The sequence below is a fragment of the Glaciibacter kafniensis genome (assembly GCF_039538945.1).
Classification (GTDB): domain Bacteria; phylum Actinomycetota; class Actinomycetes; order Actinomycetales; family Microbacteriaceae; genus Cryobacterium; species Cryobacterium kafniensis.
The window spans coordinates 38,984-54,842 of the sequence record NZ_BAABCN010000005.1 but is presented as its reverse complement, the minus strand read 5'-3'; the positions used below and the strand labels follow the sequence as shown (position 1 = coordinate 54,842).

Genomic DNA, 15,859 nt, shown 5'->3' with positions numbered 1-15,859 from the left:
GCGGCATCCGGGGCCGGCGCATCCGGCATCGACGCCCCTTCGGCATCCAACCCGCTGATGACGCACCGGCAGATTCTGTTCGTGATTTTCGGCCTGATGGCCGGCATGTTTCTCTCGGCGCTTGACCAGACGGTGGTCGGCACGTCGATGCGAACCATCGCCGACGATCTCGACGGTCTCGCCCTGCAAGCCTGGGTGACCACCGCCTACCTGATCGTCTCGACGATCAGCACGCCGATCTACGGCAAGTTGAGCGACATCTTCGGGCGGCGGCCGCTGTTCATCATCGCGATCACAATCTTTCTAATCGGCTCGCTGCTGTCGGGGCTGGCCGACTCGATGTACGGGTTGGCGCTATCTCGGGCGGTGCAGGGGCTCGGCGCCGGCGGCCTGATGGCCCTACCGCTGACGATCATGGGAGACATCCTCGCCCCCCGCGAGCGCGCGAAATACCAGGGCTATTTCTTGGCCGTCTTCGGAATTTCGAGCGTCATCGGGCCGCTGCTCGGTGGGCTGCTCGCCGGAACCCCCGAGATTCTCGGCATCACCGGCTGGCGCTGGGTCTTCTTGATCAACATTCCGATCGGCCTGGTCGCCCTCGCCATCGTGCTGCGTTTCTTGCACATTCCGCACTTCAAGCGGCCGACCCGCATCGACTGGTGGGGTGCCGCGACGGTCATCATCGCGACCGTGCCGCTGCTGCTCGTGGCGGAGCAAGGGCGCACCTGGGGGTGGGGATCCCCGACAGCCTGGCTCTGTTACGTGGTCGGCGCGCTCGGCATCATCGCCTTCATCGTGGCGGAGAAACTGATGGGCGACGACGCGCTCATCCCGCTGAAACTCTTCAAATCGGCCACCTTCTCGATGGCCACGATCCTCGGCGTGCTCGTCGGGTTCGGCATGTTCGGCGCTCTGATGACGCTGCCGCTCTATCTGCAGCTGGTCAACGGCGCCACCCCGACCGAGAGCGGCTTTCTGATGCTGCCGCTGATTCTCGGCCTGATGATCGCCTCCATCGCAAGCGGACAGCTCATCGCCCGCACCGGCAAATACCGCATCTTTCCGATTCTCGGCACCTTCTTCATGTCGGCCGGATTCTTCTGGTTCACGTTTGCCACCGCCGACAAACCCGTCACTTTCATGATGATCGGGATGCTGCTGGTCGGCCTCGGACTCGGCCAGCTGATGCAGACGCTCACGATCGCCAGCCAGAACTCCGTCGGCGCCCGCGACATCGGGGTGGCCACCTCCTCGGCCACCTTCTTTCGGCAGATCGGTGGAACCATGGGCACCGCCGTGCTGTTCTCGGTGCTGTTCACGCGCATCCCGATCGACCTGGCCGCCATTTTCAGCAACCCGGCGACGATCGCCAGCCTCAAGGCTGCGGCCTCAGACCCGGCCGTGCAGGCCGACGCGGCCAATGCCGAGATCCTGAAGCTACTGCAAGACCCGAGCGCTCTCAGCGGGTCCCTCGACGGAGACACCGCGTTTCTGAACGCCGCAGACCCGCGCCTGGCCGCGCCGTTCCTCGAGGGCTTCAACGCCGCGGCGGTCACGGTGTTCTGGGTCAGCTTCTTCGTGCTGGCCTTCGCGTTCGTGCTGAGCTTCTTCTTCAAGACACCTCCGCTGCGCAAGACGTCGGCGCTGCAAGAGGTCGCCAACGATGAGCGTGAGGCAGCACTGCAGGCACAGAGCGCAGCAGATCGGATGGGCGCTCTGGTCGAGCCGGGCACCGGATCGACACCGGTGCAGGTTCCATCGACCGCGGCGCCGCCCGCGAAGTCGCCGCCGCCTGAGTCTTCGGCGCCCTCCGGGCCGGCCGGCACGCCGCCGCTCGAGCCGGCGTAGCCGCTCGGGCAGGCCGCTGCGCAGGCCGCTGCGCAGGCCGCTGCGCAGGCCGCTCTACCCCGGCTTCTCCTTCATCCGGCCGCCCCTGCGACCGGCCGCCCCTGCGACCGGCCTCCCTGCATCGAGCTTGACCGTTGCGGTCGAGGTACCCCGTTGCGCCGGTCAAACTCGACCGGAAGTGTCAAACTCGGCGATGCCCGCGCCCCTCGAGCGCGAATCCACATTCGTGAGAGCGCTCTCTTGACAACATCCCGCGAGTGCGCTTAGCTGATCCACGCAACCGTGAGAGCGCTCTCACAAAACGGAAGCGTTCTCCAGCCGACCCAGTCAGATCCTCACGACTGATCGGCACGAGCAGTCATCAGCACAGATTCGGCACCACAGATCCAGCACCACAGATCCAGCACAGATCCACCACATCTCATCTCAACCCCCACCACGCACACAAAGGAGTGACCGTGAAGCTTTCACGACGCACACAGGCCGTTGCAGCCGTTGCCGGTGCAGCAGCATTCGCCCTCATCGCCAGCGGATGTTCAGCATCCACCGGCGACAAGCCCGCCGGCTCGGACAACCCGATCGAGCTCACCGTGACCACGTTCGGCACATTCGGCTACGACGACCTCTACAAGCAGTACGAGGCCGACCACCCGGGCGTGACCATCAAGCCCACGAACATCGACACCGGCGGAAACGCCCGCACCGACATGTTCACCAAGCTCGCGGCCGGCACCGGTCTCACCGACGTCGTCGCCGTCGAAGAAGGCTGGCTCGGCTCGGTGATGGAGGTCTCCGACCAGTTCGTCGACCTCAACGACTTCGGGGCGAAAGACATCAGCGACCGCTGGGTCGACTGGAAGCTGGCTCAGGGCACGGATGCCGACGGCCGCGTCATCGGCTACGGCACCGACATCGGCCCGCAGGGTCTCTGCTACAACGGGGCACTCTTCGAAGCGGCGGGTCTGCCGAAGGACCGCGACGCCGTCGCCGCGCTGTTCGGCGGCGCCGACGCCACCTGGGATCAGTACTTCAAGCTGGGCAATGAGTACAAGGCCAAGACGGGCAAGGCGTGGTTCGACCAGTCCGCGTTCGTCTGGAACTCGATGGTGAACCAGCTCGACGAGGGCTACTACACCGCGGACGGCAAGCTCAATGTTGAGGGCAACGCCGATCTCGAAGAGCGTTGGGGCTGGATCACTCAGGGCATCTCCGACGGCCTCTCGGCCAAGCAGGCCCGCTGGGACTGGGGCGGCGGCAAGGGCTTCGTTGATGGCAGCTTCGCCACCTTCGTCTGCCCAGGCTGGATGCTCGGCGTTGTGCAGGGCAACACCGAATCCGGCGGCGGCGACGCTTCGACTGGGTGGGACTTCGCCGACGTCAACCCCGGCGGTGCCTCCAACTGGGGCGGCGCGTTCTTGACGGTTCCGACCACGTCGAAGCACCAGAAGGAAGCAGCAGAGCTCTCCGCTTGGCTGACCGAACCGGCCCAGCAGGTTGCGCAGTTCGAGGCGGCCGGCACCTTCCCGAGCACGACCGAGGCTCAGACCACGCTGGCCGACGAGGCCACTCCGAATGAGTTCTTCCAGGGCGCCCCGGTCGGCGCCATCCTGGCCTCCCGCGCGAAGGGAGTCGTCGCGCAGTTCAAGGGTCCGGATGACTCGGTGATCCAGGAGAACGTCTTCCAGGCCGTGCTCGACCGCGTCGAATCGGGCGAGCTCAACGCCCAGACCGGCTGGGCCGAAGCGCTCACCCTGACCGACGAGCTCGTCGGCAAGTAACGAAACTCGGTGGCCGGGTCTTCTGACCCGGCCACCGGCATCTGCCCCGCGGGTCGCCTCACCGCGCAACTGCGTGGGTCACCCTCGCGGGGTTCCGCCCCTCCCGATCGCCGCACAGACGAATGAAGGAAGACCCATGTCTGTCACCCTCAGCCCCCCGGAAACCCGTGAGGCGCAGCCTCGTACCGAGGTGATTGCCCGGCCCGTGCGCTCGGAGCGGCGTCAACGGCTGAGCCGTCTCGACGTCAAGGCCTCGCCCTACCTCTACATCGCACCGTTCTTCGTGCTGTTCGGGCTGATCGGCCTGTTCCCCCTCATCTACACCTTCGTGGTCTCGCTCTACGACTGGGATCTGTTGAAGGGCCAGGGCGGCTTCGTCGGCCTCGACAACTTCGCCGCTGTGCTGCACGACCGCTTCTTCTGGAACTCGCTGTTCAACACCTTCAGCATCTTCTTGCTGTCGAGCATCCCGCAGCTGGTCATGGCCACCGTGATCGCCTCCGTTCTCGACCAGAACCTGCGCGCCAAGACGTTCTGGCGCATGAGCGTGCTGCTCCCCTACATCGTCACGCCGGTAGCCGTCTCGCTGATCTTCACGAACATGTTCAACGAGCAGTACGGATTGATCAACAACATCCTGGGCTCGGTCGGGCTCGACCCGGTGATGTGGAAAACCGAGACCCTGCCGAGCCATATCGCCATCGCGACCATGGTCAACTGGCGCTGGACCGGCTACAACGCACTCATTCTGTTGGCGGCCATGCAGGCGGTGCCGCGCGACATCCACGAGTCGGCGGCCCTCGACGGGGCCGGCTCGATCCGCCGGTTCTTCAGCATGACGCTGCCGAGCATCCGCCCGACCATGATCTTCGTGATCATCACCGCGACCATCGGCGGCCTGCAGATCTTCACGGAGCCGCGCCTGTTCGACCCGATCACAGCCGGCGGCAGCGCCCGCCAGTTTCAGACGACGGTGCTCTACCTCTGGGAGATGGCCTTCTTCAGGCAGAACTTCGGTGAGGCCTCGGCGATCGCCTGGCTGCTGTTCTTGATCATCGTCGTGATCGGCGCGCTGAACTTTCTGCTCTCCCGCCGCATCGCCTCGGCCGAAGCGCGCAGCTCGCGGCGCCGGTCCCGACGCACGCTCGAACGGATGCGCACGGCCGAGTCCGACGCCGGCGCCGCGCCGGTCACGGCCACAGCCGCAGCCGCAGCCGCAGCCACCAACATCAGCCCCGGCACCAGCCCCACGACCCCCGAATCCACACCCCCGACCGGACAGGAGAACCGATCATGACCACGGCCCCCTCCCCGCTGCGTCGGCGCCGCACCCAGATGGGAATCGACCGTCGTCCCGGCTTCCTGGTCTACGGCCTGCTCATCGCGGTGCTGCTCTCCTCCGCCTACCCGCTCTGGTGGTCATTCGTGATGGGTTCCAGCGAGAACTCGGCACGCGGTGAAACCTGGCCGCCGCTGCTGCCGGGCGGCCGCTTCTGGATCAACGTCGGCGAAGTGCTCGACAGCGTTCCGTTCTGGCTGGCCCTCGGCAACAGCATCATCATCTCGAGCATCATCACCGTCTCGGTCGTGTTCTTTTCGACCTTGGCCGGCTACTCGTTCGCGAAGCTGCGCTTTCGCGGCAACAACGTGCTGATGGTCGGCGTCGTCGCAACCATGGCCATCCCGACCCAGCTCGGCATCATCCCTCTCTTCATGCTCATGCGGCAGTGGGGCTGGACCGGGGAGATCGGCGCGGTCATCGTGCCCACCCTGGTGACGGCGTTCGGCGTTTTCTTCATGCGCCAGTACCTGGTGGATGTCATCCCTGACGAGCTCATCGAGGCGGCCCGCGTCGACGGCGCGAGCATGATCGGCACCTTCTGGCACGTCGCGCTTCCGGCGGCCCGGCCGGCTATGGCCATCCTCGGCTTGTTCACCTTTATGATGGCCTGGACCGACTTCCTCTGGCCGCTGCTGGTGTTGAATTCCTCGAATCCGACTCTGCAGACGGCGCTCTCGCAGCTGCAGTCGGCGCGTTACGTCGATTTCTCAGTTGTGCTGACCGGCGCAATCCTCGCTACGATCCCGCTCCTCATCCTCTTCGTCATTGCGGGCAAACAACTCATCTCGGGAATCATGCAAGGAGCGGTGAAGGGCTAATGACAGCGAACAACGTGACAGCAGGCAGTTGGCCGCGCGGTTTCATCTGGGGCTCGGCGACGGCAGCGGCCCAGGTGGAGGGCGCCGGCGACGAGGACGGCAAAGAGGACTCGATCTGGGATGCCTTCGCCCGTGTTCCCGGCGCGATCGCCAACGGCGACACCCTCGAGCAGGGCGTCGACCACTACCACCGGATGCCCGCCGATGTGCGTCTGATGAGCGAGCTCGGTCTCGACTCCTACCGTTTCTCGACCAGCTGGGCGCGCGTGCGTCCCGGCGATCGCGCGACCAACCCGGCCGGACTCGACTTCTACTCCCGCCTGGTCGACGAACTCCAGGGTGCCGGCATCCTGCCCTGGCTGACGCTCTACCACTGGGATCTGCCGCAGGCGCTCGAGGAGAAGGGCGGCTGGGCCAACCGGGACACCGCGTATCGCTTCGTCGACTACGCAACGGATGTCTACGCCGCGCTCGGCGACCGGGTCACCCACTGGACCACCTTCAACGAGCCGTTCTGCTCCTCGCTGCTCGGTTACGCATCCGGAGTGCACGCACCCGGTCGCCAGGAGCCGCGCGCCGCCCTCGCCGCGGTGCACCACCAGCATCTCGCCCACGGTCTCGCCGTGGCCGCGCTCCGCGAGCTCGGCGCCGAAAACCTCGGCATCACCCTCAACCTCAGCACCGCTATTCCGCGCGACCCCAGCGACCCCGTGGATCTCGAAGCCGCCCGCCGCTTCGATTCGCTGCAGAACCGCATCTTTCTCGAACCGATCCTGCTCGGCGCCTACCCGGCCGACACACTGCGAGATCTCGAACCGTTCGGGCTCAGCGACGTGATCGAAGAAGGAGATCTGGAGATCATCTCGGCGCCGATCGACTTTCTCGGGGTCAACCATTATCACGACGATTCGGTCAGCGGGCACCCCGTCGAGTCAAGCGCCGACGGGCATTCCGGTGGAGCGGAACGCGCGACCTCGTCGCCCTGGATCGGGGCAGAGGATCTCACTTTCCCGACCCGCGGACTGCCGCGCACGGCCATGGGCTGGGAGGTCAATCCCGACGGGCTCCGCCACCTGCTCGTGCGGCTCACCGCGGAATACCCCACACTCCCCCCGCTCTACGTGACCGAGAACGGGGCGGCGTACGACGATGAGCTGAGCGACGACGGCCGGGTACACGACCCGGAACGTAGCCGCTACATTCAGGATCACATCGCGGCAATCGGTCAGGCGATCGAGGCCGGCGCCGACGTGCGCGGATACTTCGTCTGGTCGCTGCTCGACAACTTCGAGTGGTCGTGGGGGTATGACAAGCGGTTCGGCATCATCAGGGTCGACCAGGAGACTTTCGAGCGCACAATCAAAGACAGCGGTCTCGATTATGCGGCGCTGATCAGATCGGTTCGTTCTGCCGCCGTCTCCCCCGTACTCTGAGGGAAACGTATCTGACACCTACCGCGCAACGGAGACACTCGTGGAGACAGGCTCTGGCCGCAACCGGTCGGTTCCCACCTTAGAAATGGTCGCTGCCCTCGCCGGTGTCTCTCGCGCAACCGTGTCCCGCGTCGTCAACGCGTCGCCCAAGGTGAACCCGGACATCCGGGCGGCGGTGAACGAGGCGATCGCGACGCTCAACTACGTGCCGAACCGGGCTGCGCGGTCGTTGGTCAGCCGGCGCAGTCAGGCGGTGGCGCTGGTGGTGCCGGAATCGACGGCCAAGGTCTTCGCCGACCCGTTCTTCGCATCCGTCGTGCAGGGCATTGCACTCAGCCTGGCCGAGACTGATTTCACCTTGAACATGATCATCGCCTCGGAGTCCCGGTCGGAGAAGACCCGGCGCTATCTGCTCGGCGGCAACGTCGATGGCGCGATCGTGGTCTCGCACCACAGCGGCGACCACTCGTATGCGCATCTCGGCCAGGCGTTGCCGATCGTGTTCGGTGGGCGGCCACTGACCGGCGCGGACGACAGCTACTACGTCGACGTCGACAACGATGCGGGGGCGGCCACCGCGACGGCACACTTGGTCGGGCTGGGGCGGCGCAGCATTGCGACGATTGCCGGGCCGCAGGACATGCCGCCCGGTGTCGACCGGTTGAACGGATGGCGCCACTCGCTGCAGAGCGCAGGGCTCGACGATTCTCTCATCGAGGTGGGTGACTTCTCCCCCGAATCCGGCACCGTCGCGATGCGCCGTCTGTTGGACCGGGGCGTGCCGATCGACGCCTTGTTCGCGGCGAACGACCAGATGGCGGCCGGGGCGTATGCGGCGATCCGCGAACGCGGGCTGCGCATTCCGGAGGACATCGCGGTGGTCGGCTTCGACGACGACTATTTCGGGGCGACGGCCACGCCCGCGCTGACGACGGTGCACCAGCCGGCGGTCGAGATGGGCGCGACGATCGCCGAGGTGCTCGTGAAGCTGATCGAGGGAACGCCGGTGGAGCGCGTGACGCGCCTGTCGACGAAGCTGATGGTGCGGGACTCGGCGTAGGGCTGGGACTTTTCGTCGCGCGGACGTTCGCACCACCCCGCCGAGTTTGACCGTTGCGGTCGAGGTACCCCGGTGTGCCGGGGAATCTCGACCGCAAGTGTCAAACTCGGCGACGGATGGCCGGCGCGAGCACCGCGGGCCGCTAGGAGAGCTGCGGCACGACCTCGCGGGCGAAGAAGTCGAGGTGGTCGAGATCCTGCAGGTCGAGCATCTGCAGGTAGACACACTCGACGCCGTCGGCCTCGAGCGCACCGATCCGGTCGACGATCTCCGCGGCCGTTCCGGCCAGGCCGTGCTCCCGCAGTTCGGCCGGTTCGCGTCCGATCGCAGCGGCGCGGCGCGCGACGTCGGCCTCGGTGGAGCCCCCGACAGCGACGAACGCCGCCGAGTAGACGAGCTCGGCTGGATTGCGACCGATGGCCTCACAGGCCGAGCGCACGCCGGCGAACTTGCCGGCGACATCCGCGAAGTCGGGGAACGGCAGGTTGAACTCGGTGGCAAAACGGGCGGCCATCGCCGGGGTGCGCGTGGCGCCGCCACCGCCGACGATCACGGGGATGCTCTCTTGCACGGGCTTCGGCAGGGCCGGGGAGTCGATGAGCTCGTAGTGCTCGCCGGCGAAGCTGTAGCGGTCACCGAGCGGGGTCTCCCAGAGTCCGGTCACGATTTCGAGCTGCTCCTCGAGCATGCCGAATCGCTTGGCCGGAAACGGGATGCCGTAGGCCGCGTGCTCCTCGGCGAACCAGCCGGTGCCGAGGCCGAGCTCGACGCGTCCGCCCGACATCTGGTCGACCTGCGCGACCTGGATGGCGAGAATGCCAGGGGGCCGGTAGGTCACCGACGAGACCAGGGTGCCCAGGCGGATGCGCTCGGTTTCGCGGGCCAGGCCGGCCAGCGTGGTCCAGGCATCGGTCGGTCCCGGGTAGCCGTCGCCGCCCATCGAGAGGTAGTGGTCGGAGCGGAAGAAGGCGTCGAAGCCGAGTTTCTCTGTGGCCTGCGCAACGGCGAGGATGTCGTCGTACGTGCCGCCCTGCTGCGGTTCGGTGAAGATGCGGAATCTCATGGGTTCAGTCTTTCAGTTTCGGTGGGACGGCTGAGCTAGGGGTTCGGCTCGCTCTCCTCGCCGAGTTTGACCATTGCGGTCGAGGTACCCCGGTGCGCCGGACAAACTCGACCGCAAGTGTCAAGCTCGGCGAGGGTTCTCCGGGTCTTCGGCGCGTTCCATCTCATGGGCGAGCGCCTCGAGCTCTGAACCACCCGCCATCAGCCGGGTCATTTCTTCGATCGTGATCTCGCGTCGCGCGAAGTTGCCGAGACTCGAGCCGCGCTTGAGCAACAGAAAACGATCGCCGACCAGGTAGGCGTGGTGCGGATTGTGGGTGATGAAAACCACTCCGAGCCCGCGGTCGCGCGCTGCCGCGATGTACTTCAGTACGACGCCGGCCTGCTTCACGCCGAGCGACGACGTGGGCTCGTCGAGAATGACGACCTTCGCCCCGAAGTAGATGGCGCGCGCGATGGCGACCGATTGACGCTCACCGCCAGACAACGTGCCGATCGGCTGGTCGACATCCGCCAGGTCGATACCCATCGTGGCGAGCTGCGTGCGGGTGACCTCGCGCATGGCCTGCACCGCGAGGTGTCGGAACGGCCCGACGCCACGGGTGAGCTCCGCGCCGAGAAAGAAGTTGCGCCAGACGGGCATCAATGGCACCACGGCGAGGTCTTGGTAGACCGTGGCGATGCCAAGATTCAGCGCATCGCGGGGGCTGGCAAAGTTGCGCGGGGTGCCGTTGGCGAGCAGCTCTCCCTCGGAATGCTGGTGAGCGCCCGAGAGAATCTTGATGAACGTGGACTTGCCCGCACCATTGTCGCCGAGCACGCAGAGCACCTCGCCGGCGCCGACCGAGGTCGAGATACCGTGCAGCGCGCGGAACGAACCGTAGTTCTTGCCGAGATCGCGCACCTCAAGAATGGGCGGGGTGGATGCAGGGGCGACGGATGAGCCAGCGTGCGTCATCAACGGATTCCCACCTGTCGGCGCACCGAGCGGTTGACCAGTACGGCGAGCAGCAGCATTACGCCGAGAAAGGCCTTCAGCCAGTTGTTGTCCCACTGCGCGAAGACGATGCCCTGCAGTGTCATCCCGTAGATCAACGCGCCGAGCGCGGCGCCGACGGCCGACCCGTACCCGCCGGTCAGCAGGCACCCGCCGACCACAGCACAGATGATGTAGATGAATTCCTGGCCGATGCCCGTCGTCGCCTGCACGGTTGAAACATCGAAGAGCTGCAGCATCCCCACGAGCCAGCCGGCGCCCGCCGTGGTCATGAACAGGCCGAGCTTGACCTTCATCACCGGCAGGCCGACCTGACGCGCACTGGTCACCTGACCGCCGACGGCGAAGATCCAGTTTCCGGCGCGGGTGCGCAACAGCACCCAGGTGGCGACCAGGGTCACTGCCACCCACCAGACGATTGAGACCTTGAGGTTCATGCCGAGGAACGGGAACGATGAGCCGAAGAAGACCTTGACCTGCTCGAAACCCGAGACCTCGCTCATGCCCTGAATCGCGACCGTGCCGGTGATCAGCTTGGTCACGGCGAGGTTGACGCCCTGCAAAATGAAGAAGGTCGCGAGCGTCACGATGAAACTCGGCACGCCGGTCTTCATCACGACGTAGGCGTTCGCCGCCCCGATCGAGAGCGCAGCGGCCAGTGCGATGAGCATCGCCAGCCAGATGTTCACACCCCACTCGGTGGTGATCACACCAACGATCAGGCCGGTGGTGCCCGTCATGGCGCCGGCGGAGAGGTCGAACTCACCGCCGATCATCAGCAGGGCCACGGCGACCGCCATGATGCCGAACAGTGAAGCCGAGTAGAGCCAGGTCGACACGCCCGCCGGGGTCAGAAACGCTTGGGTCGAGACCGAGAAGAAGACAAACACTGCAAGCGCGGCGACTGCTGCGCCGACCTCAGGTCGGCGCAGCAGCGTGAGGGCGGGGCCCGCTTTCGTGACCCGTTCATCGGTCACCGCGCGTGCAGCGAGGGTCATCGGGTGCCGTTCCTCGCGAACTTCTCGACCTCGGCGGCGTTGTCCTTGGTCACAAAACCGGGGCCGGAGTAGACGGGCTGTCCGCCGCCGACCACGTCGCCGTTGCGCTTCTGCAGGGTGAGCAGAACGACCGGCAGATAGCCCTGCGAGTAGGGCTGCTGGTCGACCGCGAAGAGAATCTTGCCGTCTTGGATGAGCTTCGTGACGTCGGCCGACACGTCGAAGGTCGCGAGCTTCACTGTGCTGTTCGCCTCGGTCATCGCCTGGCTTGCCGCCACCGCAACGCCGCTGTTGAGCGTCAGAATGCCGTCGATGGACGGGTCGGCCAGCAGCTTGCTCTTGATGGTGTTCTGGGCATCCGCCAGGTTGGAGATATCGACCTGAACGTTGCTGACGGTGCCGCCGAGCGTGCTTTTCGCGCCGGCGCAGCGGTCTTCGAGGCCGGCATTACCTGCCTCGTGGATGACGCAGATCACGTTGCTGACACCGGCCTTGGCCAGCTGCTCGCCGGATCGCTCACCGGCGATCAGCTCACTCTGCCCGATGTGGGTCTCTGCGCCGAACGCCTTCGACTCTTCGAGCCCCGAGTTGATCGTGATGACGGGGATTCCCGCGGCGACAGCGTTTTCAACCGCACCCTTGACGCCGGCCGGGTTGGCCATCGACACGATCAAGCCGTCCGGCTTGGTGGCGATGGCCGCGTCGATGAGCTGGCTCTGCTTCACCGGGTCGCCGTCGCTCTGATAGGTGATGGTAACGCCGAGATCTTTGCCAGCCTGCTCGGCGCCGCTCTTGACGACGTCCCAGAACGCATCACCGGCGCTGCCGTGAGTCACCAGGGCGATGGTGATCTTGTCGTCTGCCGACGTCGTCTTCGACGTTTCGACATTGCTGTTCGGGGCCGTGCAACCCGCGACGGCGAGGGCGAACGGAACGACGGCGAGTGCCGCGAGCCAGCGTGTGGTGTGCTTCATCTGTGATTCCTCTTGTGGATGACTGTGGGTGGCGCCAAAAACGCACCAGCCTAGCTATTCTGCGGGTGCGCCGCCCTCCTGGTGAACTCCGGCGGTGGCGGTTACATTCCGCCGGGAATGAAATTAGGTCAGTCTGCGTTGACGGGCAGGTCGATGAATTCGACGTCGGGCACCGCGGCAAACCGAGCGCGCATCACGGCGAGCGACTCCGGGTTCTGGTCGACGAGCACAAACTTGCGTCCGAGCGCCGCCGCCACGGCGCCGGTCGTTCCGCTGCCGGCAAAGAAGTCGAGCACCCAGTCGCCCTCGCGGCTCGACGCCTGAATCATGCGTCGCAGGATGCCGGCCGGCTTCTGGGTGGGATACCCGGTCTTCTCCTTGCCCGTCGGCGACACGATCGTGTGCCACCAGACATCCGTCGGCAGCTTGCCGAGCGCAACCTTCTCGGGGGTGACGAGGCCCGGTGCCATGTAGGGCTCGCGGTCGACGGTGCTGGAGTCGAAGTAGTAGCTCGCCGGATTCTTCACGTAAACGAGAATCGTGTCGTGCTTGGTGGGCCAGCGGTTCTTCGACTTTGCGCCGTAGTCATAGGCCCAGATCAACTCGTTGAGAAAGCAGTCGCGGCCGAACAGGGCGTCGAGAAGCACTTTCGCATAGTGCGCTTCGCGGTAGTCGAGGTGCAGGTAAAGGGTGCCGTCGTCGGCGAGCAGACGCCAGGCCTCAATCAGGCGCGGTTCGAGAAAGCCCCAGTAGTCCTCGAACTGGTCGTCGTAGCCGAGCAGATCACCTTTGATGCGCTCGTAGCGCTGGCCCTTGAACCCGGTGATCGTGCCGGCCGCGCTGGCCGACCCCTCGAGTTTTGACCGAACGGATGTCGTCGACTGGCGTTTCTGCGCCCGCCCCGTGTTGAATGGCGGGTCGAGGTAGATCAGCGTGAATGACTCGTCTGGCAGCTCGGGCAGCACCGTGAGGTTGTCGGCGTGGAAGACAGAACTAGGAGAGGTCTGAGACCACGCGATTGGCATTCTCTCATTCTGTCAGCAGCCCTCGGCCGAAACGACGATTCCGGCATCGGCGAACGACGCAATTGTGACGAACTCGATCGAGGTGCAGGTTGTCGGGCTATTGAGCGACCCGTGTGATCTCTGTCGGCCGGATTGCCTAACGGGCTTTTGCGTCGATCTCGGTTCGCCGTGATTGGATGATGCGTCGTAGAGCGCTGTCCGGAAGTTGATGCTCCGCAGAAAAGTGAATACTTCCGCTCGTCGTTTCGAAATCAGCCAGCACGTCGAGATTGGCTGCCACAACCGAGCCGCTGAAGGGGTAGAGCGACAGGAACTTCGTTGTCCGCAGTGCGGCGATGAGACCCTTTCCGCGATAGAGGAGCGCGGCCATGGCGTAGCTCGTGCCTTCCTCGGCCTCAGGCACTATTTCGCGAGCGATCACGTAGACCCGTTCGAGTGCGGCGCGATCGTCACCCTCGACTGTGCTCAGATACGCACTGACTGCACCCATGATGTGATCGTACGCCCACCATCACGCGCGAATTATGATCGCCAGACCGACCGCACCGGCGTCACGAGCAGCTCGCCGGTCTCGGCATGACGGATGACCTCGATCGGATACCGGTAGACCCGGCTGAGCAGCTCCCCCGTCATCACCTCGTGCGGTACGCCGTCGGCGACGACACGACCGTGGTCCATCACGACAACGCGGTCGGCGTAGGCCGCGGCCAGGCCCAAGTCGTGCAGCACGACCAAAACGGCCACACCACCGTCGGCCAGTTCTCGTGCGAGCTGCAGGACTTGCTCCTGGTGACCGATATCGAGGGCAGCGGTCGGCTCGTCGAGCATGACAATGCCGCAGCGCTGCGCGAGCACCCTGGCCAGGGCCGCACGCGCCTGCTCCCCGCCGGAGAGCGTGGTGACGTCGCGGTCGGCAAGGTGCTCGATGTCCGTTCTGCGCATGGCCTGGGCGACGATCTCCTCATCGGTCGGCTCGTCGTCATCGATCGCGACGGCGTTCCAGGGCAACCGGCCCATCATGACGATTTCGCGCACGGTGTACGAGAAGGCCACCGCGCTCTGCTGGAGCAGCACGCTTCTCAACCGGCCGAGCTCGGCGATGGGGAGCGAGCGCAGGTCGCGGTCGTCGATGGTGACGGAGCCGTGGGAGAGCCGGATGTCGCCGGCCAGTGCCGCGAGCGCAGTGGATTTTCCGGCCCCATTCGGGCCGATCAACGCGACGATCTCCCCGCGACCGACCTCGAAAGAGACCTCATCGAGAATGCGTGCTCCGCCGGGAGCGAAGACCAAGCCGCTGGCGGCCACAGCAACCGCGGCGGGAGCGCCCACCGACGCGGGAGCGGCGGGAGCGGCAGGCGCAGCCACCATGGCAGGCGCGGTCGCGCCGCGAGCGCGCCTCATCGGCCCGACTTTCGCGGTGAGATCGTGCGGCGCAACAGAACGAAGAAGACCGGGCCGCCGACGAGTGCGGTGAACATCCCGATCGGTAGATCGGCGAACGGGATGGCCGTGCGCGCGATGACGTCGGCGCCGCTGATCAGCAGGGCCCCGCCCAGCGCACTCGCGGGGATGAGGGCTTTGTGGCCAGGGCCGATGATCATTCGCAAAAGATGCGGAATGATCAGTCCGACGAAGCTGATGATGCCGGCGAATGCCACGGCGGCCGCGGTGAGCAACGCGACGCAGAGGATCGCGCCGATCCGCAGGCGTTCCACGTTCACGCCGAGGTGTCGGGCAGACCTCTCGCCCAAGGCGAGCAGGTCGAGCTTGCGCGCCATGAAGACCGCTCCGACCAGGCCGATCACGAGAAACGGCGCTGTCGTGGCGACGGCACTCCAGGTGGCACCGTTCAGAGAACCCAGCTGCCAGAACATGATCTGCTCGCGGCTGGAGGTGTCGGCCAGAAACACGAAGAAGGCGATGGCGGCGTTCGCCACGGCGTTGATGGCGATGCCGGTGAGCACAAGCGTGAGCACCTGCGCCTTGCCGCCGGAGCGCGACGCCAGATAGACCACGAACGTGGTGAGAAGCCCCATCGCAAATGCGGCGATGGGAATGCTCGCGCTGCCGGCAAAGTCGAGCTGAAAGACAATGACCGCGCAGGCGCCCACCGCGCACCCGGCGGAGACGCCGATGACGCCGGGCTCCGCGAGCGGGTTGCCGAAGACCCCCTGCATCAGGGCCCCGGCCGTGCCGAGCGCGGCCCCCACGAGAATGCCGAGAATGAGGCGCGGAAAACGGATGTTCCACAAGGCGCCATCGACATACTGCTGGCTGGGGTCGGTGAGAGCGGTCAGACCGAGCTTGCGTATCAGCGACTCGACAATGCCAGCGGGAGTGATGCCGAATTGGCCGACACCGGCCGAGATCGAGACGACGACCAGCAGCAGAACGGCCATGATGATGAGCACGAGGGCCAGGGGCCGACGCGCGACCTGCCGTCTGCCTGGCCCACTTTGCTGACTGCTCTGCGGCGCCGAGCCCTGGAGCCCTGGCACCGCCCCGGCCGACGTCAGGCGGGTCG

General features: G+C 65.8%; 14 protein-coding genes. 6 read left to right on the top strand and 8 right to left on the bottom strand.

Annotated features, from left to right (window positions below):
* The first annotated feature begins 57 nt into the window (after positions 1 to 57).
* The 6 genes from ABD791_RS11120 (at position 58) to ABD791_RS11095 (ending at position 8,279) form a co-directional block, all read left to right on the top strand.
* Entirely contained in the window at positions 58 to 1,848 is a 1,791-nt protein-coding gene (locus ABD791_RS11120; RefSeq protein ID WP_345066351.1) for an MDR family MFS transporter, read from the top strand.
* A 458-nt stretch (positions 1,849 to 2,306) separates the two neighbouring features.
* Positions 2,307 to 3,626 carry an ABC transporter substrate-binding protein gene (locus ABD791_RS11115; protein ID WP_345066294.1) on the top strand — a complete coding sequence of 440 codons (1,320 nt, stop codon included), beginning with the start codon at positions 2,307 to 2,309 and terminating at the stop codon, positions 3,624 to 3,626.
* A gap of 136 nt (positions 3,627 to 3,762) precedes the next feature.
* Positions 3,763 to 4,923 (top strand): carbohydrate ABC transporter permease, encoded by a 1,161-nt coding sequence (locus tag ABD791_RS11110; RefSeq protein ID WP_345066291.1) that lies wholly within the window; start codon positions 3,763 to 3,765, stop codon positions 4,921 to 4,923.
* Positions 4,920 to 5,786 (top strand): carbohydrate ABC transporter permease, encoded by an 867-nt coding sequence (locus ABD791_RS11105; protein WP_345066288.1) that lies wholly within the window; start codon positions 4,920 to 4,922, stop codon positions 5,784 to 5,786. The genes ABD791_RS11110 and ABD791_RS11105 overlap by 4 nt, the downstream gene beginning before the upstream one ends.
* Complete coding sequence (locus ABD791_RS11100) at positions 5,786 to 7,219, top strand: GH1 family beta-glucosidase (protein ID WP_345066285.1); 1,434 nt, start codon at positions 5,786 to 5,788, stop codon at positions 7,217 to 7,219. Before ABD791_RS11105 ends, ABD791_RS11100 begins: the two co-directional genes overlap by 1 nt.
* Positions 7,220 to 7,304: 85 nt before the next feature.
* Positions 7,305 to 8,279 carry a LacI family DNA-binding transcriptional regulator gene (locus ABD791_RS11095; protein WP_345066348.1) on the top strand — a complete coding sequence of 325 codons (975 nt, stop codon included), beginning with the start codon at positions 7,305 to 7,307 and terminating at the stop codon, positions 8,277 to 8,279.
* A gap of 142 nt (positions 8,280 to 8,421) precedes the next feature.
* On the opposite strand, the gene ABD791_RS11090 is transcribed toward ABD791_RS11095, so the two are convergent.
* The 8 genes from ABD791_RS11090 to ABD791_RS11055 form a co-directional block, all read right to left on the bottom strand.
* Complete coding sequence (locus ABD791_RS11090; RefSeq protein WP_345066282.1) at positions 8,422 to 9,342, bottom strand: LLM class F420-dependent oxidoreductase; 921 nt, start codon at positions 9,340 to 9,342, stop codon at positions 8,422 to 8,424.
* Between the two features lie 120 nt (positions 9,343 to 9,462).
* Complete coding sequence (locus ABD791_RS11085) at positions 9,463 to 10,299, bottom strand: ATP-binding cassette domain-containing protein (protein ID WP_345066279.1); 837 nt, start codon at positions 10,297 to 10,299, stop codon at positions 9,463 to 9,465.
* Entirely contained in the window at positions 10,299 to 11,336 is a 1,038-nt protein-coding gene (locus tag ABD791_RS11080; protein WP_345066277.1) for an ABC transporter permease, read from the bottom strand. The genes ABD791_RS11085 and ABD791_RS11080 overlap by 1 nt, the downstream gene beginning before the upstream one ends.
* Positions 11,333 to 12,310, bottom strand: a complete 978-nt coding sequence (locus tag ABD791_RS11075) for a sugar ABC transporter substrate-binding protein (RefSeq protein WP_345066274.1) — start codon at positions 12,308 to 12,310, stop codon at positions 11,333 to 11,335. The genes ABD791_RS11080 and ABD791_RS11075 overlap by 4 nt, the downstream gene beginning before the upstream one ends.
* Positions 12,311 to 12,438: 128 nt before the next feature.
* Positions 12,439 to 13,335, bottom strand: a complete 897-nt coding sequence (locus ABD791_RS11070; protein ID WP_345066271.1) for a DNA-methyltransferase — start codon at positions 13,333 to 13,335, stop codon at positions 12,439 to 12,441.
* 136 nt (positions 13,336 to 13,471) lie between these two features.
* Complete coding sequence (locus ABD791_RS11065) at positions 13,472 to 13,825, bottom strand: iron chaperone (protein ID WP_345066269.1); 354 nt, start codon at positions 13,823 to 13,825, stop codon at positions 13,472 to 13,474.
* 32 nt (positions 13,826 to 13,857) lie between these two features.
* Complete coding sequence (locus ABD791_RS11060) at positions 13,858 to 14,736, bottom strand: heme ABC transporter ATP-binding protein (RefSeq protein WP_345066267.1); 879 nt, start codon at positions 14,734 to 14,736, stop codon at positions 13,858 to 13,860.
* The gene (locus tag ABD791_RS11055; RefSeq protein WP_345066345.1) at positions 14,733 to 15,734 is read right to left on the bottom strand and encodes a FecCD family ABC transporter permease; all 1,002 of its coding nucleotides are present in this window, start codon (positions 15,732 to 15,734) and stop codon (positions 14,733 to 14,735) included. Before ABD791_RS11055 ends, ABD791_RS11060 begins: the two co-directional genes overlap by 4 nt.
* Positions 15,735 to 15,859: the final 125 nt, after the last annotated feature.